Source organism: Cupriavidus sp. 01L45 (assembly GCF_056399885.1).
The window spans coordinates 59,916-79,589 of sequence record NZ_JBFTSG010000007.1 but is presented as its reverse complement, the minus strand read 5'-3'; the positions used below and the strand labels follow the sequence as shown (position 1 = coordinate 79,589).

19 protein-coding genes and 1 tRNA gene are annotated in these 19,674 nt (G+C 65.2%); 10 read left to right on the top strand and 10 right to left on the bottom strand.

From position 1 onward, the window contains the following. The first annotated feature begins 12 nt into the window (after positions 1-12). The 6 genes from AC1DT6_RS06750 (at position 13) to AC1DT6_RS06725 (ending at position 5,352) form a co-directional block, all read left to right on the top strand. Positions 13-756 (top strand): cytochrome c1, encoded by a 744-nt coding sequence (locus AC1DT6_RS06750; RefSeq protein WP_477114568.1) that lies wholly within the window; start codon positions 13-15, stop codon positions 754-756. A 260-nt stretch (positions 757-1,016) separates the two neighbouring features. Further along, the gene (locus AC1DT6_RS06745) at positions 1,017-1,628 is read left to right on the top strand and encodes a glutathione S-transferase N-terminal domain-containing protein (protein ID WP_035870642.1); all 612 of its coding nucleotides are present in this window, start codon (positions 1,017-1,019) and stop codon (positions 1,626-1,628) included. A gap of 58 nt (positions 1,629-1,686) precedes the next feature. Further along, positions 1,687-2,184, top strand: coding sequence for a ClpXP protease specificity-enhancing factor (locus tag AC1DT6_RS06740; protein ID WP_035870639.1), 498 nt, complete (start codon positions 1,687-1,689; stop codon positions 2,182-2,184). Positions 2,185-2,245: 61 nt separating this feature from the next. Continuing rightward, positions 2,246-2,321, top strand: a tRNA-Thr gene (locus tag AC1DT6_RS06735). Positions 2,322-2,867: 546 nt separating this feature from the next. Further along, entirely contained in the window at positions 2,868-3,746 is an 879-nt protein-coding gene (locus AC1DT6_RS06730) for an endo alpha-1,4 polygalactosaminidase (protein ID WP_441628967.1), read from the top strand. A 283-nt stretch (positions 3,747-4,029) separates the two neighbouring features. After that, complete coding sequence (locus AC1DT6_RS06725; protein ID WP_441628899.1) at positions 4,030-5,352, top strand: PQQ-dependent sugar dehydrogenase; 1,323 nt, start codon at positions 4,030-4,032, stop codon at positions 5,350-5,352. 35 nt (positions 5,353-5,387) lie between these two features. Here the strand turns inward: AC1DT6_RS06725 and AC1DT6_RS06720 are convergent, their stop codons facing one another. The 3 genes from AC1DT6_RS06720 to AC1DT6_RS06710 form a co-directional block, all read right to left on the bottom strand. After that, complete coding sequence (locus AC1DT6_RS06720) at positions 5,388-5,936, bottom strand: ester cyclase (protein ID WP_441628901.1); 549 nt, start codon at positions 5,934-5,936, stop codon at positions 5,388-5,390. Between the two features lie 42 nt (positions 5,937-5,978). Next, positions 5,979-6,983, bottom strand: coding sequence for a polysaccharide deacetylase family protein (locus AC1DT6_RS06715; RefSeq protein WP_441628903.1), 1,005 nt, complete (start codon positions 6,981-6,983; stop codon positions 5,979-5,981). 155 nt (positions 6,984-7,138) lie between these two features. Continuing rightward, positions 7,139-8,098 (bottom strand): LysR substrate-binding domain-containing protein, encoded by a 960-nt coding sequence (locus tag AC1DT6_RS06710; protein WP_441628905.1) that lies wholly within the window; start codon positions 8,096-8,098, stop codon positions 7,139-7,141. A 98-nt stretch (positions 8,099-8,196) separates the two neighbouring features. On the opposite strand from AC1DT6_RS06710, the gene AC1DT6_RS06705 reads away from it, so the two are divergent. After that, entirely contained in the window at positions 8,197-9,210 is a 1,014-nt protein-coding gene (locus AC1DT6_RS06705) for a Bug family tripartite tricarboxylate transporter substrate binding protein (protein WP_441628907.1), read from the top strand. 2 nt (positions 9,211-9,212) lie between these two features. Next, positions 9,213-9,590 (top strand): hypothetical protein, encoded by a 378-nt coding sequence (locus AC1DT6_RS06700; protein WP_441628909.1) that lies wholly within the window; start codon positions 9,213-9,215, stop codon positions 9,588-9,590. 26 nt (positions 9,591-9,616) lie between these two features. On the opposite strand, the gene AC1DT6_RS06695 is transcribed toward AC1DT6_RS06700, so the two are convergent. From AC1DT6_RS06695 to AC1DT6_RS06665, 7 genes are all read right to left on the bottom strand, one after another. Continuing rightward, positions 9,617-10,111 (bottom strand): M48 metallopeptidase family protein, encoded by a 495-nt coding sequence (locus AC1DT6_RS06695; protein WP_441628969.1) that lies wholly within the window; start codon positions 10,109-10,111, stop codon positions 9,617-9,619. Positions 10,112-10,170: 59 nt separating this feature from the next. After that, positions 10,171-10,395, bottom strand: coding sequence for a hypothetical protein (locus AC1DT6_RS06690; RefSeq protein WP_441628911.1), 225 nt, complete (start codon positions 10,393-10,395; stop codon positions 10,171-10,173). 127 nt (positions 10,396-10,522) lie between these two features. Then, the gene (locus AC1DT6_RS06685; protein WP_441628913.1) at positions 10,523-11,404 is read right to left on the bottom strand and encodes a carbohydrate ABC transporter permease; all 882 of its coding nucleotides are present in this window, start codon (positions 11,402-11,404) and stop codon (positions 10,523-10,525) included. Further along, positions 11,401-12,300, bottom strand: coding sequence for a carbohydrate ABC transporter permease (locus AC1DT6_RS06680; RefSeq protein WP_441628915.1), 900 nt, complete (start codon positions 12,298-12,300; stop codon positions 11,401-11,403). The genes AC1DT6_RS06685 and AC1DT6_RS06680 overlap by 4 nt, the downstream gene beginning before the upstream one ends. 110 nt (positions 12,301-12,410) lie before the next feature. Continuing rightward, on the bottom strand, positions 12,411-13,733 hold the full coding sequence (locus tag AC1DT6_RS06675) for an ABC transporter substrate-binding protein (RefSeq protein ID WP_441628917.1): 1,323 nt from the start codon (positions 13,731-13,733) through the stop codon (positions 12,411-12,413). Then, positions 13,730-14,902, bottom strand: a complete 1,173-nt coding sequence (locus AC1DT6_RS06670; protein ID WP_441628919.1) for an ABC transporter ATP-binding protein — start codon at positions 14,900-14,902, stop codon at positions 13,730-13,732. The genes AC1DT6_RS06675 and AC1DT6_RS06670 overlap by 4 nt, the downstream gene beginning before the upstream one ends. 88 nt (positions 14,903-14,990) lie before the next feature. Then, on the bottom strand, positions 14,991-16,736 hold the full coding sequence (locus tag AC1DT6_RS06665; RefSeq protein ID WP_441628922.1) for an IlvD/Edd family dehydratase: 1,746 nt from the start codon (positions 16,734-16,736) through the stop codon (positions 14,991-14,993). 421 nt (positions 16,737-17,157) lie between these two features. On the opposite strand from AC1DT6_RS06665, the gene AC1DT6_RS06660 reads away from it, so the two are divergent. Both AC1DT6_RS06660 and ettA read left to right on the top strand, forming a co-directional pair. Further along, complete coding sequence (locus tag AC1DT6_RS06660; protein WP_441628925.1) at positions 17,158-17,901, top strand: FadR/GntR family transcriptional regulator; 744 nt, start codon at positions 17,158-17,160, stop codon at positions 17,899-17,901. Between the two features lie 76 nt (positions 17,902-17,977). Next, positions 17,978-19,645: an energy-dependent translational throttle protein EttA gene (gene ettA, locus AC1DT6_RS06655; protein ID WP_477114567.1), complete on the top strand. Its 1,668-nt coding sequence runs from the start codon at positions 17,978-17,980 to the stop codon at positions 19,643-19,645. Positions 19,646-19,674: the final 29 nt, after the last annotated feature.

Here is a 19,674-nt window from a genome sequence, read left to right as displayed (position 1 = left end):
CAAGGACACAAGATGAAAAAGCTGCTTTCGATTCTCGCGCTGGCCGGCGCCTGCTTTGCCGCCGCGCCCGCCATGGCCAGCGAAGGGGGCTACCCCCTCGAGCCGGYGCCCGTGCAGACCAGCGATCTCTCCTCGCTGCAGCGCGGCGCCAAGCTGTTCGTCAACTACTGCCTGAACTGTCATGGCGCGTCGATGATGCGGTACAACCGCCTCAAGGACATCGGCCTGACCGACGACCAGATTCGCCAGAACCTGCTGTTCTCTGGCGACAAGGTCGGCGACATGATGACCATCGCCATGCAGCCGAAGGAAGCCAAGGCCTTCTTCGGCGCCCAGCCGCCGGACCTGTCGGTGATCGCCCGCGCCCGCGGCGACGACTGGCTGTACACCTACCTGCGTACCTTCTACCGTGACGACAACCGCGCCACGGGCTGGAACAACCTGGTGTTCCCGAGCGTCGGCATGCCGCACGTGCTGTGGGAACTGCAAGGCCAGCGCACCGCCAAGTTCGTCGAAGCCGAAGAGCATGGCGAGAAGGTCCACAAATTCGCCGGTTTCGAGCAGGTCACGCCGGGCAAGATGAGCACGCTCGAGTACGACCAGGCCGTGACCGACCTGGTCGGGTTCCTGGACTGGATGGCCGAGCCGGCCCAGAACCAGCGCAAGCGCCTGGGCGTCTGGGTGCTGATGTTCCTGGGTGTGTTCACCGTCTTCGCCTGGCGCCTGAACGCCTCGTACTGGAAGGACATCAAGTAATTCGCGGTAAAGCCCGGAAAGCCTGACGGTTCGATGGGAATGGGGCTGGAGCGGACGTTGCGCCAAGAGCAACACCGCCCCGGCCCTTTTTGCTTTGGATGCCGAGACGGGGTTGATGGGCGCAATGTGCCTCAAAGTGCGCTTAAACCTGTCGGGCTCATGTTTATATGTGCCCCATGCATCTCTAATTTGCTTTCTACATATCGGTTCTGCCAGAATACCGATCCAGTCAATCGACCCCGCATCAAAGGAATCCAACCATGATGGTGTTGTATTCGGGCACCACCTGCCCGTTCTCCCAGCGTTGCCGCCTCGTCCTGTTCGAAAAGGGCATGGATTTCGAGATCCGTGACGTCGACCTGTTCAACAAGCCGGAAGACATTTCGGTGATGAACCCCTACGGCCAGGTGCCCATCCTGGTCGAGCGCGACCTGATTCTGTACGAATCGAACATCATCAACGAGTACATCGACGAGCGTTTCCCGCACCCGCAGCTGATGCCGGCTGATCCGGTGCAGCGTGCCCGTGCGCGCCTGTTCCTGTTCAACTTCGAAAAGGAACTGTTCACGCACGTCTACGCGCTCGAAAACGAAAAGGGCAAGGCCGCCGAGAAGAACCACGAGCGCGCCCGGGCCGCCATCCGCGACCGCCTGACCCAGCTCGCGCCGATCTTCGTCAAGAACAAGTACATGCTCGGCGAAGAGTTCTCGATGCTCGACGTCGCCATCGCTCCGCTGCTGTGGCGCCTGGACCATTACGGCATCGAACTGTCGAAGAACGCCGCACCGCTGCTCAAGTACGCCGAGCGCATTTTCAGCCGCCCGGCCTACATCGAAGCGCTCACCCCGTCCGAAAAGGTGATGCGCCGCTAAACCGGCCCGGCCCGAAGCCAACCGCTTCGGGCCACCGGACTGCGCCACTGGAAGCACAATGCCTGAAACCTCCACCAAGCCCTACCTGATCCGTGCCATTTACGAGTGGTGCACGGACAACGGCTTCACGCCGTATATCGCCGTCTTCGTCGACGCCAACACCAGCGTGCCGCGCGAGTTCGTCAAGAACAACGAAATCGTGCTCAACGTCAGCTTCGACGCCACCAGCGGCCTGGACATGGGCAACGAGTGGATCGGCTTCAGCGCCCGCTTTGGCGGCATCTCGCGCAAGATCGACGTGCCCGTCGAAAACGTCCTCGCCATCTACGCCCGCGAGAACGGGCAGGGCATGGCCTTCCCCGTGGAACGTAGCGTCCCCGAAACCCAGGCCGGCACGGAACGCGAGAACAACCCGCCGCCCAAGCTGTCGTCGGTCGAAAGCGAGGCTCCGGTCACAGTAGACGCCGGCGACGACCACGATGGTGACGACGAACCCACGCCGCCGCCCGTATCCCGCATCGGTGCCAAGAAGCCCTCGTTGAAGGTGGTGAAGTAAGCGCAGGAACCCATCGTCAATTTGCGCCGCATGCAGTAGAATCGCGGTCTGCACCAAACATGCCGGCTTAGCTCATCAGGTAGAGCAGTTGATTTGTAATCATCAGGTGGCGGGTTCGAGTCCTGCAGCCGGCACCAGAATTCCAAAACGGGCTACGCGATTTGCGTAGCCCGTTTTGTTTTTGAGCGGGTTGAAGATTCGGTTCTCCCGTACGGCGGGCGCAGTCGTCACGCCTGGCACCGCTAACAACTGCGCGACTTGCCGCGAACGCTTCTATCCGAGACCACAGATATAGTCATCGACCGTCTGGATCGAGGAAAGATCAACGGCCAGCCTGCCCTGGCTGATCATGCCCGGCGAATCTTCGATCGATTCAGCCCTCCGCATGTCGAGATATGCCGTTGCCGGATCCAGCGGGGATCGTAGTCGAGCAGCGAATGTGTGATGAATCGGACCGATTCGAAAGCAACCTGCCCTGAGCTCCGGGCGCCGGATCGCGATACAACGATTGCATATCCCCGTCTTGCGCCCGTCATTCAACCCGCCTACCGTAGCGTTCGGGAAACCATTCAAGATCCCCCCCTGCCAGACAACCTGGCAGGGTGCCTCCGCACCTCCCCATTCCATCAGCCAACCAAAGCAACCCAAAAAGGAAAGCCTCCGTGATCCGGAAACTTGCACRTATGGCATGGCTGGTCTCGATTACCTGTCTGGCGGCTTGCGGAGGCGATGGCGCATCGGCGGAGCCGGACGCCTCCGCCATTTCCGTGTCAGCGGTGAACGCTCCTGCCTCTGCCTCCAACGCTACCCTGTCTCCCTCAGCGCAAACTCTGGCCCCTTCGCGCTGGATGCCGGCCGCCGCGGACACCTGGCAGTTGCAATTGACCAGCACGGTCAACACGAACTACCCCGCGCAGGTCTTCGATATCGATCTGGTGGATACGCCGCAAGCAACCATCAATGCGCTGAAGGCGCAGGGCAAGCGCGTAGTCTGCTATTTCTCCGCCGGCAGCTCAGAAAACTGGCGCCCGGATTTCAAGCAGTTTGCGGCGGCCGATATGGGCAAGGCCCTGTCGGGTTGGGCGGGAGAGCGCTGGCTGGATACGCGCTCGCCCAACGTCCGCAAGATCATGCAGGCGCGCATGGATCTGGCGAAGTCGAAGGGTTGCGATGGCGTGGACCCGGACAACGTCGACGGCTATGCCAACAAGCCGGGTCTCCCGCTGACAGCGGTCACGCAGCTGGACTACAACCGTTTTCTCGCAGCCGAGGCGCATGCGCGCGGGCTGGCCGTGGGCCTGAAGAACGACGTGGACCAGATCGCTCAACTGGCGGCGGATTTCGATTTCGCGGTGAACGAGCAGTGCTTCCAGTACAAGGAGTGCGCTACCTACACGCCGTTCACGGCCCAGGGCAAGGCAGTGTTCAACGTGGAGTACGCCTCGAAGTACAAGGATGCGGCGACGCGCGCAACGCTGTGTGCTTCGGCAAAGGCGGCGCATCTTCGCACGCTGGTGCTGCCGCTGAACCTGGATGACGCGTTCCGCTACGCTTGCGATTGAGCGAACCATAGCCGGCAACTGCAAGCTTCCAGCACCAGCTTTTCCGACGCGGCGTTCCCCGCGCCAGGTGCGGGACAGGCGATGGCATCGCACGCACCGTCTTTGTCTTACGCGCGGCTTCCGGCATGCCGACAGAAGTTGTGCCGCGTGCGTCCTATAGTGAAGGCGAGGGCGTCCTCCGGCTACCGGCGCCAGGCTGGGCCGGCCGCTTGCGTTCATCGCGCTTTCGCATTCCGGCGGCGCATCCGCCCGGGGCGAGGCGAGTCTTGCCGGAGAGCCGAACATGGTCGTGCCGCGTCTATCCCTCCTGTCGCTGAGCGTGCTGATGGTGGCCGGCCTGGCGGCGTGCGGCGAAACCGCAACCCTGCCAGTGTCAGCGGGCACCGGCTTCACGCCGCAGTTGCCGGCGCCGAACAAGACCATGCTGCCAACCGTGCACATCGCCCCTGCGAAGGGCTGGGCCGATGGCGCCAAGCCGGTGGCGGCGGACGGCCTGTCCGCCGTGGCGTTTGCCGACAAACTGGATCATCCCCGCTGGCTCTACGTGTTGCCCAATGGCGATGTGCTGGTTGCCGAGACCAACGCACCGCCAAAACCCGACGATGGTAAGGGCATCAGGGGCTGGGTAATGAAACAGGTGATGAAGCGCGCCGGCGCGGGGGTGCCGAGTGCCGATCGCATTACGCTGTTGCGCGACACCGATGGCGATGGCGTGGCCGATGCGCGCTCGGTTTTCCTCAAGGACCTGCATTCGCCTTTCGGCATGGTGCTGGTCGGCAATGATTTCTACGTGGCCGACACCGATGCCGTGCTGCGCTTCCCCTACCAACCCGGACAGACCCAGGTTACCGCACCCGGCGTGAAAGTGGTGGACCTGCCGGCTGGCCCGATCAACCATCACTGGACCAAGAACATCATCGCCAGCCAGGACGGCGGCAAGCTGTATGTCACCGTCGGCTCGAACAGCAACGTCGGCGAGAACGGCATCGACAAGGAGGAGGGCCGCGCGGCCATCTGGGAAGTCGATCCAAAGACCGGAGCGCATCGCATCTTCGCCAGCGGCTTGCGCAATCCCAACGGCATGGCGTGGGAGCCCGCCAGCGGAGCGCTGTGGACCTCGGTCAACGAGCGCGACGAAATCGGCAGCGATCTGGTGCCTGACTACATTACCTCGGTGAGCGACGGGGCCTTTTACGGCTGGCCCTTTAGCTACTACGGCCAGCATGTGGACGAACGCGTGAAGCCGCAGCGGCCCGAAATGGTGGCCAAGGCCATCCCGCCCGATTACGCGGTCGGCCCGCACACCGCCTCGCTTGGCCTCGCCTCGTCGCAAGGCAACTCGCTCACGGCTGCGTTCAAGGACGGTATGTTTGTCAGCCAGCATGGCTCGTGGAACCGCAAGCCGCACAGCGGCTACAAGGTGATCTTCGTGCCGTTTGCCAACGGCAGACCGGCAGGTCCGCCTGTGGATGTGCTGACGGGATTTCTTGACAAGGACGGCGACGCCCAAGGGCGGCCGGTAGGCGTGGCCATCGACAAGCGCGGGGCGCTGCTGGTTGCCGACGATGTCGGCAATGTGGTTTGGCGGGTGGCCGTGGCGAAGTAGTACCGCCACGCACCGCGCATGTTGTGGCCCAACGCCTACTTGCTCACCCCCATCTGCCTGAGCAGGCCCAGGTTGTCCTCCAGATGCCAGTTCTCCACGATCTTGCCGTTCGCCACGCGGTACAGGTCGAAGGCCTGGAAGTCGATCTGCTGGCCCTGGCCCTTGCTGTCGCCGAACGCCCCGGTAAAGTGGCCGCGAAAGCGCAGATGCACCGCGACCCGGTCGCCGGCGATGACCACGTCTTCCATTTCCGCGCTGAGATCCGGTACCGCGGCGCGGAATCCCCTGGAGGCCTGCAACGGGCCGCGCAGGCCTTGCTCGCGGCCGGGCGGCAGCGTGCGGTCGCTGAAGTCCGGGGCGAGTGCGAGCGTGGCGTAGCGTTCGTCGCCGGTGTGCCAGAAGGTGGCGTAGCGGCGGGCGGCGAGAAGCGCGGCTGCCGCGGACGGCTGGCCGGCGCCCTGGGCCAGGTGCTGCGGGTGGACCAGCTCGTCGCCGGCAGCGGCGGCGCTTTGCGATAGCGGTAACAGGGCGACGCCTAGGGCGGCTACGAATGCGCGTACTGGCGCGAGGTTTGTGGTTTTCATGTCGGCTTGTACTCGTCTGTATGTTCGTGGTTTTGCCCTGGCTTATGCCGCCGGCACGTCGCTCGCGCCGAGCGCGAAGCGGGCGATGTCGTCCTTGCGCATGAAGGTCACGCCGGCATGGCCCTGGGCGTAGCGGATAAACGCTTCGAGCGCCCGCACGCGTGCCGGGGAACCGGAGATGCGGTCGTGCGTGCTGATGGACATCATGCGGCGGCGGTGGGCGCCTTCGGCGTAGAGCACATCGAACTCCGCCTTCAGTTCGCCGAGCATGTCTTCGGCCGTGGTCGATGGCGAGTCGAAGCGCACGATGTCGTTGTTGCGCACGGTGTAGGGCACCACGGCGAACGGCTTGCCGCCTACCTGCAGCACGGATGGCTCGTCGCGGCTGAGGTCGTCGATGTGATAGAGGAAGCCGAGCGACTGCAGGATCGGCAGCGTATTGGGCGAGCCGCGCATCCAGAAGGCGTTGAAGCCGAGGGGCCGCGTGCCGGTGGCGCGCTGGATGGTGTCGATGCTCTGCACGTAGCTGGCGCGTTCCGCTTCGGCACTCATGCTGTATTGCGGCTCCCAGGTCTGGCCATGGCCCGAGGCTTCGTGCCCGCGCGCGACGATTTCGCGCGCCAGTTCGGGATGGCGCTCGACTGCCTGACCCACCATATGCGAGGTCACCTTGATACCGGCGCGGTCCCACAGGTCCAGCAGACGCGGGATGCCTTCGCGCACGCCGTAGGTGTACCAAGACTGCAGCGGGTAGTCCGGGTACTTGGGGTCGAGCGGAGGGAAGGGGCCGCTGGCGCCGCGCTCGGGCTGGGCGCCGGCCTCGAACTGCATTGAGATGGAGATGACGAGTTGCGCGCCATCCGGCCAGAATCGGGTGCGGCCGGCGCGAGCTTGCTGGCGCGCCTGGCCGGGGTGCGCGGTGGCGCCGCCGGCTGCAGCTGCGGCCAGCGGCAGCGCAGCGGTGAGTACGGCTGCGCTGCCCAGGAAGTGGCGGCGCGGAATCCGCGGCGCGCGCGTCGTCGGTCTGGTGGGCTGGTTCGTGCTCATGTTCGGTTTCCTTGCCTTGCGGCGGTTGCATGAGTACGGACTTTATGATTCAAGCTGAAATTGATAAATATCCATTTTTAACTATCAATTTCAAAAACAGTTTGTTAATTGGTGCGCCGCGCGAAACGATAAGAGTTGGCGGCGCCAGGCACGCGTCAGATGGGTATGAGATACCCGCTGCCGGCGGCGTCCCGGATCACCTTTCCGAGCGTTTCCATGAAAGCTGTGGCGGCGGGGCTATCCGGCCGGCCGCGGCGCCGGTGCAGTGCGGCCGTGCGGCTGAAGCCGGGATGCGCGACCGGCGCGTAGGCCAGCCCGGCGAAGCTGCCGCTGCGCTGCGTGCCGGCGATATGCAGCGCCAGCGGGCTGGCGATGGTGTACAGGCGGCCGCCGAGCACGGCGCGCAGCAAGGCTTCCACGCTGGGGCCTTCCAGCCGGGGCCGCAGCACGATGCCGGCGGCCTGCGCGGCCGCGTCGATCTGCCGGCGCATGGCGAAGCGCTCGGGCAGCAGCGCCAGGGGCAGCGTTCCCAGTTGCGCCAGGGTCACGGTTTCCTGTTCGCGTGGCAGCTTGTGTCCGGGTGCGATCAAGGCAAGCGTTTCCGAGAACAGCGGCACCTGTTCGATGCGTTTTGGCGCGTCCTTCGCAAACGCCAGGCCAAGATCGATCTGTCCGTCCAGCAGGGAACGGTCGACCTCGGCGGCGGCAAACTCGAACACCTGGATATCCAGCCCCGGATGCGCATCGACCAGCGCTTGCACGGCAGGCATCACCAGCGCGGAAAGATAGGTATGGGTGGCGCCGATGCGCAGCGTGCCCTCCACCGCGCCGCGCTGAGAGGCTGCGGATACGATGACCCGTTCGAGCTGATCGAGCACGGGTTCGAGCGCCAGAACCAGTTGCCTGCCCGCATCGGTCAGTTCCAGCTTGCGGCCCACGCGTCCGAACAGCGGCACCCCCAGGCTCTGCGCGAAGATGCGCAGGTGCTGTGACAAGGCCGGTTGCGTCAGGCCGAGCGAATCGGCCGCGGCGGTCACGCTGCCATGGCGGGCAACGGCCATGAAGCTGCGGACCAGGCGCAGGTCCATGGCTTCGGGCGTGGCCGTTGATCTCATAATCTGTCGTGATGAATTGAAAATCGATTCATCATTTTACAGAGCATGTCGTAACTGCTGGAATGCATGCACAACATGGAAAACACCAKGAGACCCCCATGTCATGCCATTCCAGCGCCGACCGGCGCAACCGCCGGCTGCTTGCCTTCTTGTCGCCCGCGCTCGCAGCCGCCGCGCTCTGCCTGACATTCGCGCCAGCGGCCAGCGCTGCCTATCCGGATCGCCCGATCCGCCTGGTGGTGCCGTATGCGCCCGGCGCCACCACCGACTCGCTCGCCCGCCTGATCGGGAAAGAACTGCAGGTCCGCCTGAAGCAACCGGTGGTGGTGGAGAACCGGCCCGGCGCGGGCGGCACCATCGGCAGCGACTATGTCAGCAAGGCGCCTGCCGATGGCTATACCTTGTTGCTGGGCGCGGTCGGGCCGGTCTCGGTCGGCAAGGCGTTGTATCCCGCGCTGCCCTACGATCCAGCGAAGGACCTGGCCGGCGTCGGCCTGATCGGCACGGTGCCGTTCATCCTGGTGGCGGGCACCCGCGGGCAGCGCTTCGATTCCGTGCCCGCGCTGGTGCGCGCGTCCGCCGCGGCGCCCGACACCATCGCCTACGGCTCGGCGGGCAACGGCACGCCGCAGCACATCATCGGGGCGATGTTCTCGCAGGCTACCGGCGCGCGCCTGCTGCATTCTCCCTACAAGGGGTCGGGCCCCGCCATCAACGATCTGCTGGGCGGGCAGATTGCGCTGATGTTCGACAGCCCCGTGCTGCTGCTGCCGCACATCAAAGCCGGCACGGTGGTGCCGCTGGCGCAGACCGGCGCACGACGCTCCGCCTTGCTGCCGGGGGTGCCCACCATGCGCGAGCAAGGCGTGCGCGATTTCGACGCGGCGCCGTGGTACGGAATCATGGCGCCGGGCAAGCTGCCGGGCGATATCCTCAACCGGCTCAACCACGAGCTGAATGCGGTGCTCGCCGACAAGCAGATGCAGGAACGCCTGCTGGCGCTTGGCGTGGAAGCCCGGCCGCTGGATCCTGCCGGCTTCCGCCAGTTCCTGTCGCAGGCGCAGGCGAGTTGGACCCGCGCCGTATCCTCCGCCTCGGTGAAACCGGACTGATCATGCCGCACCTGATTACCGAAACCACGCGGCAACTCGCGGACAGGATCGACTTCGCGCATGTGTTCGCCGGCGTGCACCGCGAACTCGCAGGGCATGGCTACGCGCAACTGGCGGATCTCAAGAGCCGCCTGCTGGTGGCGGAGGTTGCGCTGACCGGCGACGACCCCGAAGCCGGCTTCGTCGTGACGCATCTCGTGATGACCAATGCGCGGCCGGAGCCGGTGCAGGCCGCCATGGCCGCGGTCGTGCTGGCGCATATGGCGGCAGCCGTCAGGCAGGCCGCTTTCGCCGGCAACGTGCAGGTGTGCGTGCTGCATCGCCTGGCGGCACAGGGGACGTATCGGAAGACAGTGGTGGTGAGCCCGGGCGCGGTTTGAGGCTTGAGGCTTGAGAGGCGAGGGGGCTAGCGCTGTGCCTGCTCCAGTTCACGCCACGCCAGGAACAGGCGCGTGTCGAACTCGAGCTGGTGATACGCCGGCTCCATGTATTCGCACAGGCGGTAGAACGCCTTGTTGTGATCGCTTTCCTTCAGGTGCGCGAGTTCGTGCACCACGATCATGCGCAGGAATTCGGGCGGCGCTTCCTTGAACAGCGAGGCCACGCGGATTTCCTTCTTGGCCTTGAGCTTGCCACCCTGCACGCGCGAGATGGCGGTGTGCAGCCCGAGCGCGCGATGCACCACGTCGATCTTCGCGTCGAACGCGATCTTGTGGACCGGCGGCGCGGTGCGCAGGAATTCCTGCTTCAGTTCGGCGGTGTAGTCGTACAGCGCGCGGTCTGTCTGCACGGTGTGCCGGGCCGGGTATTTCTTCGCCAGGTGCTCGCCAAGGCGATTGGCGGCAACCAGCTGGCGCACCTGGTCGAGCACGGCATCGGGATACGCGCTCAGGAAGCGCAGCGGATCCTTGGCGCCGGGGCGCCAGGTTTCGCTGGCGGGAGCGGGATGGCTACGGTTGCTCAATGGTGGTGATGGTGGTGGTGTGCCCAGTTGCCGTCGACGGAGGAGACGAAGGACTCGACCGCATCCTTGTCGCCGGTGGCGTGACGAACCAGCTCACCGCATTTGCACCAGCCCTGGTATGGCGTGATGTGCGAACAGGCGGATACCTTCTGCAGAAACAGCGTGACGGGCTTGGTGCACTTCTTGCACTTGAAGGTGAGGGTGCGGGCGGGTTTGCTCATCGGATCGGGCTTGAATACGGGGTGGTTCGGCGGTGCCGGCGGTTGGCGGCGGGACAACGGGCATTTTAACCTGCCCTTGCCAGGCGTTCATGCCCGGTGCCGTTGCGCTTGTCCGGCCCTTTGCCGCCTATTCCTTCACCGCCCCCGTCATGCCCGACACGTAGTACTCGACAAAGAACGAGTACACCAGCGCTACCGGCAGCGAGCCCAGCAAGGCGCCTGCCATCAGCGCGCCCCAGTGGTAGACGTCGCCCTCGATCAGCTCGGTGACGATGCCCACCGGCACCGTTTTCACTTCCGACGAGGAAATAAAGGTCAGCGCGTAGATGAACTCGTTCCACGACAGCGTGAAGGCGAAGATGCCGGCCGAGATCAGTCCCGGCACGGCCAGCGGCAGGATGATCTTGACCAGGATCTCCCAGCGGGTGGCGCCGTCGATCAGCGCGCATTCTTCCAGTTCGTAAGGGATGGAGCGGAAGTAGCCCATCAGCAGCCAGGTGCAGAACGGGATCAGGAAGGTGGGATAGGTCAGGATCAGCGCCCAGCGCGTATCGAACAGGCCGAGCTGGAACACGATCGATGCCAGCGGGATAAACAGGATCGAGGGCGGGATCAGGTAGGCCAGGAAGATGGCCAGCCCGACCTGCTTCGCGCCCTGGAAGCGCAGCCGCTCGATCGCGTAGGCGGCCAGCACGCTGGCGGCCAGCGAGGCGAAGGTCGATACCGTCGAGACGATCACGGTATTGAGCAGCCAGGCCGGGTAGGGCGTGTTGAACAGCAGCTTCTTGAAATGCGCGAAGGTGGGCGCCATCACCAGGAACGGGTTGGCGCTGCGCATCAGCAGTTCGCCATCCGGCTTGAAGGCGGTGATCGCCATCCAGTAGAACGGAAACAGCAGCACGAAGACGAAGATGCCTAGTGGGATGTAGATGGTCACCCAGCGCCGCGGTATCGATTGCAGGTAGTCCATGCCCTGCTGCTCGGGCGCGCTCATCGCTTTCGCTTTCATTTGTCGCCTCCCTGTTGCCAGCCGCGCCGCTGCAGGCCGAAGTAAGAGAACAGGATGGCAGCCAGCAGGAAGGGCACCATCATGGTGGCGATCGCCGCGCCTTCGCCCAGTGAACCGCCGGGAATCGCGCGCTGGAAGGACAGGGTGGCCATCAGGTGAGTGGCGTTGAGCGGGCCGCCGCGCGTGAGCACGTAGATCAGCTGGAAATCGGTGAAGGTGAACAGCACGGAGAAGGTCATCACCACCGCGATGATCGGCGTCAGCAGCGGCAGCGTGACATAGCGGAACTGCTGCCACGGCGTGACGCCGTCGATCGATGCCGCTTCGTACAGCGTGGGCGAGATGGTCTGCAGCCCGGCCAGCAGGGAGATCGCGACAAAGGGAATGCCGCGCCAGACATTGGCGGCGATGGTGGAGAAGCGGGCCAGCCACGGGTCGCCGAGGAAATCGATATAGCGGTCGATCAGCCCGAGCTTGACCAGGCTCCAGCTGATGATGGAAAACTGCGCATCATAGATCCACCAGAAGGCCAGCGCCGACAGCGCCGTCGGCACAATCCACGGCAGCAGCACGATGGCGCGGAAGAACGATTTGAACGGCAGGTTCTTGTTGAGCAGCAGCGCCAGCCACAGCCCCAGCGCGAACTTCAGCACGCTGGCCACCAGCGTGTAGAACAGCGTGTTGAACAGCGCCAGTTGCGTCAGCGAGTCGCCGGCCAGGTAACTGTAGTTGGCCAGCCCGATCCATTCGCCGGTGCCGCCGATCTTGGTATTGGTGAAGCCGAGCCAGACGCCGAGGCCGAGCGGATATGTCAGGAAGACCAGCAGCAACAGCGCCGTGGGCAGCATGAACAGCAGCCCCAGCGTATGGCGGTTGTTCAACAGGCGGGATAGCATGGATCACCTCGGCGGCTGCCGGTCCGGCGCTGGAAACGCCGGACCGGATCTTCAGAACGGCGGCGCGGCGGTGTGCCGCCGCGCCTTCCCTGCTTCGGGCGTTGGCGACATCACGCCTTGTAGTAGCGCTCGGCACGCTGCGCCGCGCGCGCCGCCGCCTCCTTCGGCGTCTTGGAACCGCTGGCCGCCTCGGCCACCATGTCGAGCACGATGTAGTCAGCCATGGACGCGGCCGAAGCGGTGCCCAGCGGGCCGGCGTGGCCGTTGTCGAGCATCAGCGCGGCGGAGTCGCGATAGACGGTGTGCTTGGGATCGGCCGTCCAGATCGGGTTGGCCTCGTAGGCCTTGAGCGGCTGGCTGACGTAGCCGATGGCGGCTTCCATCCATGGGTTGTACTGCTCCGGTTCCATCATGAATTGCAGGTAGGCCTTGGCCGCGTTCGGGAACTTGGAATATCGGAACAGCATCATTTGCGTGATCTGCATCAGTTCGGTGGGTTTGCCGGACGTGCCGATCGGGAAGTGCGCGTGCTGGATGTCCCGCGCCATCTCCTGCAGCTTGGGCTCCTTCGAATTCTTGGCCGCGTAGTAGACCGAGATGCCGTTGGCGGTCAGGCTGACCTGGCCGTCCAGGAAGGCCTTGTTGTTCGACGGGTCCTGCCAGGACAGCGTGCCGGGCACGAAGGTGGCATAGAGTTGCTTGGCATACTCCAGCGCGGCCCAGGTCTCGGGCGAGTTGACCACGACCTTGCCCTTGGTATCGACCAGCATGCCGCCATGCGACCAAAGCAGCCAGTGCGCCCAGTTGTTGCCGTCGCCGACCGCCTTGCCCAGCGCGAAGCCGCAGGGCGTGTTCTTGGCCTTGAGCCCCTGGCACAGTTTGAGGAAGCCGGCGAGGTCCTTGGGGATGGTCTCAAAGCCCGCTGCCTTGACATGGCTCTCGCGATAGACCAGCGCGTTGCCCACCACGCCCAGCGGCAGGCCGATCCACTTGCCGTTGTGCGTGCCGTATTTGCGGCACACGTCGTACCAGCCGCCGTATTTGCCGCCGAGGTAGGTGGCCAGGTCCGACATGTCGACGAGCTTGTCGGGATACTGTTGCGGGTCGTCGAACCAGCCGACGATGATGTCCGGCCCGCTACCAACGCTGGCCGCCACGGCGGCCTTGGGGCGCACGTCTTCCCAGCCTTCGTTGTCGACCCGCACCTCGATCCCGGTGAGTTCGGAGAACTTCCTGGTGTTGGCGTTCCACAAGTCTTCGTCGCCCTGCACGAAGCGCTTCCAGCGCAGCACCCGCAGCTTGGCGCCCGCTTCCGGTTTGTACAGCAGCGGGGCGGGCGCGGCGAAGGCATGGCCGCCCAGCGCCGTGGTGGCGGCGACGGCAGCCGTGGATGCCAGGAAATCGCGTCTCGTGAAGTTGGTCGGTGCGCTCATCGTTTTGTCTCCTCCGTGGTCAGGGGTTCCGCCCCGTGCTGGTCATGCCTGTTTCCCGGATCACCCTGCGCATCCGGCGTGCCGTGCCGCAGCAGCGACTGGCCCGTGTCGGCATCGAACAGGTGGGTGTGCTGGTGGTCGGGCACGAGGTTCAGGATGTCGCCCGCGGCGAAGTCATGGCGCTCGCGGAATATCGAGATGAAGTCCGTTTCGCAGAAGCGCGAATAGATCTCGGTGTTGGCGCCGGTAGGCTCGACTACCGACACGCGGTTGCGCAGGCCTTGGCCGGTCGCGTCCAGGCTCAGGTGCTCGGGCCGCACGCCATAGATCACGCGCTGGCCGTCGGTCCCGGCGCCGGCGTCGAAGCGCGTGGGGGGCGGCAGGCGCGTGCCATCGGGAAACTCGACAACCGTATCGCCGCCCTGGCGGCGCAGCACGCCGGGCACGAAGTTCATCGCGGGCGAGCCGATGAAACCGGCCACGAAGAGATTGTCGGGATGGTCGTAGAGGTCCAGCGGCTTGCCGCGCTGCTCCACGCGGCCGTCGCGCATCACCACGATCTGGTCGCCCATGGTCATGGCTTCGATCTGGTCATGCGTGACGTAGACCGAGGTGGTGCGCAGGCGCTGGTGCAGCTCCTTGATCTCCGCGCGCATCTGCACGCGCAGCTTGGCGTCGAGGTTGGAGAGCGGCTCGTCGAAGAGGAACACTTGCGGATCGCGCACGATGGCGCGTCCCATCGCCACCCGCTGCCGCTGGCCGCCCGAAAGCTGGCGCGGGTAGCGATCCAGCAAACTGCCCAGGCCGAGAATGGCGGAAGCCTTGTCCACCTTCTGCCTGATCTCGTCCTTATCCCCCTTGGCGAGCTTGAGCGAGAAAGCCATGTTGTCGTAGACCGTCATATGCGGGTAGAGCGCATAGTTCTGGAACACCATGGCGATGTCGCGCTCCTTTGGCGGCAGGCGATTGACCACCCGGCCGCCGATGGCGATCTCGCCGGTGGTGATTTCCTCCAGCCCGGCAATCATGCGCAACAGCGTGGATTTGCCGCAGCCGGATGGTCCCACCAGCACGGTGAACTCGCCGTCGGCGATGTCGATGTCCACGCCGCGGATGACCTGCGTGCTGCCGAAGTACTTCTGGATGCCGCGAATCTGAACCGATGCCATGCGTGGTGTCTCCGTTGGCCGTTCATGCCGGGAGCGGCCGTTCGTCGCGAATGCAAAGCTGCGGAAAGCCGCGTTGCGACAACGCGTCTCAGTGGTTGTCCTTGGGTACGGCGGCGCCGCTCTTGCCCACCAGGAAATCCATGTCGGCGCCCAGGTTGGCTTGTTGCACGTGCTCGACATAGAGCCGGGTCCAGCCGCGTTCCATCGGCAGCGCAGGCGCTTGCCACGCTGCGCGGCGGCGCTGCAATTCCTCGTCGCCGACATGCAGGTGCAGCTTGCGCGCGGGTACATCCAGCTCCACCATGTCGCCGTCGCGCACCAGCGCGAGCGGGCCCCCGGCCGCGGCCTCGGGCGCCACGTGCAGCACCACTGTGCCGTAGGCAGTGCCGCTCATGCGCGCATCCGAGACGCGGACCATGTCCGTGATGCCCTTGCGCAGCACCTTGGGCGGCAGCGGCATGTTGCCGGCCTCGGCCATGCCGGGGTAGCCGCGCGGGCCGCAGTTCTTGAGCACCAGCACGCAGGTTTCGTCCACATCGAGCGATTCGTCGTCGAGGCGCTGGTGCATATGCTCGCTGTTCTCGAACACCACCGCGCGGCCCGTGTGCCTGAGCAGCGCCGGGGTGGCGGCGGAGGGCTTGATCACCGCGCCGTCGGGGCACAGGTTGCCGCGCAGCACGGCAATGCCCGCGTTCGCCTTGAAGGGCGCGTCGAAGGCGTGGATGACTTCGCGGTTCCAGTTKGGCGCGTCCTTGCAGTTGTCCCACAGCGTCTTGCCGTTGACGGTCAGCGCGTCGCGCGCCAGCACCGCGCCCAGTTCGCGGATTACCGCCGGCAGACCGCCGGCGTAATAGAAGTCTTCCATCAGGTGGCGCCCGGAGGGCTGCAGGTCGAGCAGGCAGGGCAGCTCGTGACCCAATGCGTCCCAGTCTTCCAGGCTCAGCTTGACGCCGATGCGGCCGGCGATGGCAAGCAGGTGGATCACCGCGTTGGTCGAGCCGCCGATCGCCGCGTTGACGCGGATGGCGTTCTCGAAGGCAGGCCGGGTGAGGATCCGCGACATCACCAGGTTGTCCTTGACCATCTCCACGATGCGGCGCCCCGAGGCGCGCGCCAGCACATTGCGGCGGCCGTCCACCGCCGGAATCGCGGCGTTGCCGGGCAGGCTCATGCCGAGTGCTTCCACCATGCTGGCCATGGTCGACGCGGTGCCCATGGTCATGCAGTGGCCATGCGAGCGGTGCATGCAGCTTTCGGCTTCGAAGAAATCCTCCTGCGACATCTGTCCGGCCCGCACCGCTTCCGACATCTTCCAGACATCGGTGCCGGAGCCCAGCTCGCCGCCGCGAAACTTGCCGCTCAGCATCGGGCCGCCGGAGACGCCGATGGTGGGCAGGTCGCAGGACGCCGCGCCCATCATCAGCGCCGGCGTGGTCTTGTCGCAGCCCATCAGCAGCACCACGCCATCGATCGGATTGCCGCGAATCGATTCCTCCACGTCCATGCTGGCCAGGTTGCGGAACAGCATCGCGGTCGGGCGCAGCATGGTCTCGCCCAGCGACATCACCGGGAATTCGAGCGGAAAGCCGCCCGCTTCCCATACGCCGATCTTGACCTGTTCGGCCAGCGTGCGGAAATGCGAGTTGCAGGGGGTGAGTTCGGAATACGTGTTGCAGATGCCGATGACCGGGCGGCCGTCGAACTGATCGTGGGGAATGCCGCGGTTTTTCAGCCACGAGCGGTAGATGAAGCCATCGCGGTCAAGCCGGCCGAACCAGGCCTGGCTGCGGCGCACGGGGTGCACCGGGGGCTTCGGCGGTTTTTCGTCGTTCACTCGGGTCTCCTGCGTTCTGCGGGGGCCGCGTAGCGACGTCCAGCGCTTTCGCGCCACGTGTGCTGATGCCCGCTTTCTTGTGCGATGCAGATCCGGATGCCTGCGACCGCCACTGCCTTGCCGCGCGCATGCCGAGTGAGCGGAGTCTAGTTCAGGACTATCGACAGGTAAACTGGTATTACCAATTAGGGGTCTCTACTGCCGTCTCTACCGCCGCGCGCGGTGCCGTTGCCGATGCTGCAGTGCATTCGCGTTGCGCCTGGACATTGAACAGCGCGCTGCCTAGACTTCAGCGGACTGGACAACTGGTCAAACCAATCTCGCGCCGCGAGCCGGCGGCGCGGGACTGCGAAACACCGCAACCGCCAGCGCACGATTCGCGCACTGGAGATCTGTGCTGGCCACTCGGGGCTGCTTGTCCATGCCTATCCAATCGATCGAGCCACAGCGCCTTTACCGCCAGATCAGCAACCAGTTGCGCGGGTTGATCCTGGCCGGCGAGTTTCCGGTGGGCTCGCGCCTGCCGGCGGAGCGGGATCTGTCGGTGCAGCTCGGCGTGAGCCGGCCGTCGCTGCGCGAGGCATTGATCGCGCTCGAGGTCGAGGGCTATATCGAAGTGCGGATGGGCTCGGGCATCTATGTGTGCGAACCACCTTCGCACGCCGATGCGGGCTTCGACCTGTCCGGCGAGGAGGGACCGCTCGAACTGATCCGCGCCCGCGCGCTGGTGGAAGGCGAGGTTGCCGCGCTGGCGGCAAGAAGCGGGCGCAAGGCCCAGTTCGACGCCATCGAGGAGGCGATCGCGCAGATGGCCGCCGATGCCGCCGCGGGCCTCACGCCGCTCGATGCCGACCGCCTGTTCCACGTGCGCGTGGCCGAGGCCACCGGCAACAGCGTGCTGGTGGGCGTGGTGCGGCGGCTCTTCGACCTGCGCCTGGGCCCGCTGTTCGATCAGTTGGACAGCCACTTCGAAACGCCCGAGGTATGGGCGCGGGCGATCACGGAGCACCGCGCCGTGCTGGCGGCGCTGCGCGGCAAGGATCCCGAGCTGGCGCGCGCGCTGATACAGCGGCACATGGATATCGCCTACCGCCGGCTGACGTCCAGCCTGACCCGCGCGCGCAGGCGCCCGGCCGGCAACTTGCGCGCCGGGAAAGCGTCCTGACGGGCCGCGGCCGGACCGGCTTTGCTACACTTGGCCGATTCCCCCATTTCACCTCCCCCAATTCACTCGGATTCGCATGGCACAGTACGTTTTCACCATGAACCGCGTGGRCAAGATCGTTCCGCCCAAGCGTCACATTCTCAAGGACATCTCGCTGTCCTTCTTCCCGGGCGCCAAGATCGGCGTGCTGGGCCTGAACGGCTCGGGCAAGTCGACCGTGCTGAAGATCATGGCGGGCATCGACAAGGAGATCGAGGGCGAGGCCACGCCCATGCCCAACCTGAACATCGGCTACCTGCCGCAGGAACCGCAGCTCGATCCCGAACAGACGGTGCGCGAATCGGTGGAAGCCGCGCTGGGCGGCGTGTTCGAGGCACGCCAGAAGCTCGATGAGATCTACGCGGCCTATGCGGAACCGGACGCCGACTTCGACGCGCTGGCGGCGGACCAGGCCAAGTACGAAGCGATCCTCGCGGCCAGCGACGGCAACAACGCCGAACTGCAGCTGGAAATCGCAGCCGACGCGCTGCGCCTGCCGCCCTGGGACGCCAAGGTGGGCAACCTGTCCGGCGGCGAGAAGCGCCGCGTGGCGCTGTGCCGCCTGCTGCTGTCGCGCCCCGACATGCTGCTGCTAGACGAACCCACCAACCACCTGGATGCGGAATCGGTGGAGTGGCTGGAGCAGTTCCTCACGCGCTTCCCCGGTACCGTGGTGGCTGTGACCCACGATCGCTACTTCCTGGACAACGCGGCCGAATGGATCCTGGAACTGGACCGCGGCCACGGCATCCCCTGGAAGGGCAATTACAGCTCCTGGCTGGACCAGAAGGAAACCCGCCTGAAACAGGAAGAGTCTAGCGAGTCGGCCCGCCAGAAGGCGCTGCACAAGGAACTGGAATGGGTGCGGCAGAACCCGAAGGGGCGCCAGGCCAAGTCCAAGGCGCGTCTGGCGCGCTTCGACGAACTGAACAGCCAGGAATACCAGAAGCGCAACGAAACCCAGGAAATCTTCATCCCCGCGGGTGAGCGCCTGGGCAACGAGGTGATCGAATTCAACGGTGTGAGCAAGGCCTATGGCGACCGCCTGCTGATCGATGACCTCAGCTTCAAGGTGCCGCCTGGCGCCATCGTCGGCATCATCGGCCCGAACGGCGCCGGCAAGTCGACCTTCTTCCGCATGCTCACCGGCAAGGAAACGCCGGACAGCGGCGAGATCAAGGTGGGCCCGACCGTGAAGATGGCCTACGTGGACCAGAGCCGCGATGCGCTCGACGGCAGCAAGACCGTGTTCGAGGAGATCTCAGGCGGCGCCGACGTGCTGACCGTGGGCCGCTACGAAACGCCGTCGCGTGCCTATATCGGCCGCTTCAACTTCAAGGGCTCGGACCAGCAGAAGCACGTGGGCACGCTCTCGGGCGGCGAGCGCGGGCGTCTGCACCTGGCCAAGACGCTGATCTCCGGCGGCAATGTGCTGCTGCTCGATGAACCGTCCAATGACCTGGACGTGGAAACGCTGCGCGCGCTGGAAGACGCGCTGCTGGAGTTTGCGGGCTGCGTGATGGTGATCTCGCACGATCGCTGGTTCCTGGACCGGATCGCCACCCACATCCTGGCATTCGAAGGCGAGTCGCACGTGGAGTTCTTCCCTGGCAACTACCAGGAATACGAGGCGGACAAGAAGCGCCGCCTGGGTGAAGAGGGCGCCAAGCCGAAGCGTATCCGCTACAAGCCTATCGCGCGATAAGCACGATCATCCTGGCGGCATCCGGTTAC

Coding starts and splice junctions, on each gene's coding strand:
- AC1DT6_RS06675 (WP_441628917.1), bottom strand. CDS start 13,733: ATGAGCGCACCGACCAACTTCACGAGACGCGATTTCCTGGCATCCACG.
- AC1DT6_RS06680 (WP_441628915.1), bottom strand. CDS start 12,300: ATGCTATCCCGCCTGTTGAACAACCGCCATACGCTGGGGCTGCTGTTC.
- AC1DT6_RS06705 (WP_441628907.1), top strand. CDS start 8,197: ATGTCATGCCATTCCAGCGCCGACCGGCGCAACCGCCGGCTGCTTGCC.
- AC1DT6_RS06710 (WP_441628905.1), bottom strand. CDS start 8,098: ATGAGATCAACGGCCACGCCCGAAGCCATGGACCTGCGCCTGGTCCGC.
- AC1DT6_RS06670 (WP_441628919.1), bottom strand. CDS start 14,902: ATGGCATCGGTTCAGATTCGCGGCATCCAGAAGTACTTCGGCAGCACG.
- AC1DT6_RS06720 (WP_441628901.1), bottom strand. CDS start 5,936: ATGAAAACCACAAACCTCGCGCCAGTACGCGCATTCGTAGCCGCCCTA.
- AC1DT6_RS06715 (WP_441628903.1), bottom strand. CDS start 6,983: ATGAGCACGAACCAGCCCACCAGACCGACGACGCGCGCGCCGCGGATT.
- AC1DT6_RS06685 (WP_441628913.1), bottom strand. CDS start 11,404: ATGAAAGCGAAAGCGATGAGCGCGCCCGAGCAGCAGGGCATGGACTAC.
- AC1DT6_RS06730 (WP_441628967.1), top strand. CDS start 2,868: ATGGCATGGCTGGTCTCGATTACCTGTCTGGCGGCTTGCGGAGGCGAT.
- AC1DT6_RS06690 (WP_441628911.1), bottom strand. CDS start 10,395: ATGAGCAAACCCGCCCGCACCCTCACCTTCAAGTGCAAGAAGTGCACC.
- AC1DT6_RS06745 (WP_035870642.1), top strand. CDS start 1,017: ATGATGGTGTTGTATTCGGGCACCACCTGCCCGTTCTCCCAGCGTTGC.
- AC1DT6_RS06740 (WP_035870639.1), top strand. CDS start 1,687: ATGCCTGAAACCTCCACCAAGCCCTACCTGATCCGTGCCATTTACGAG.
- AC1DT6_RS06700 (WP_441628909.1), top strand. CDS start 9,213: ATGCCGCACCTGATTACCGAAACCACGCGGCAACTCGCGGACAGGATC.
- AC1DT6_RS06660 (WP_441628925.1), top strand. CDS start 17,158: ATGCCTATCCAATCGATCGAGCCACAGCGCCTTTACCGCCAGATCAGC.
- AC1DT6_RS06725 (WP_441628899.1), top strand. CDS start 4,030: ATGGTCGTGCCGCGTCTATCCCTCCTGTCGCTGAGCGTGCTGATGGTG.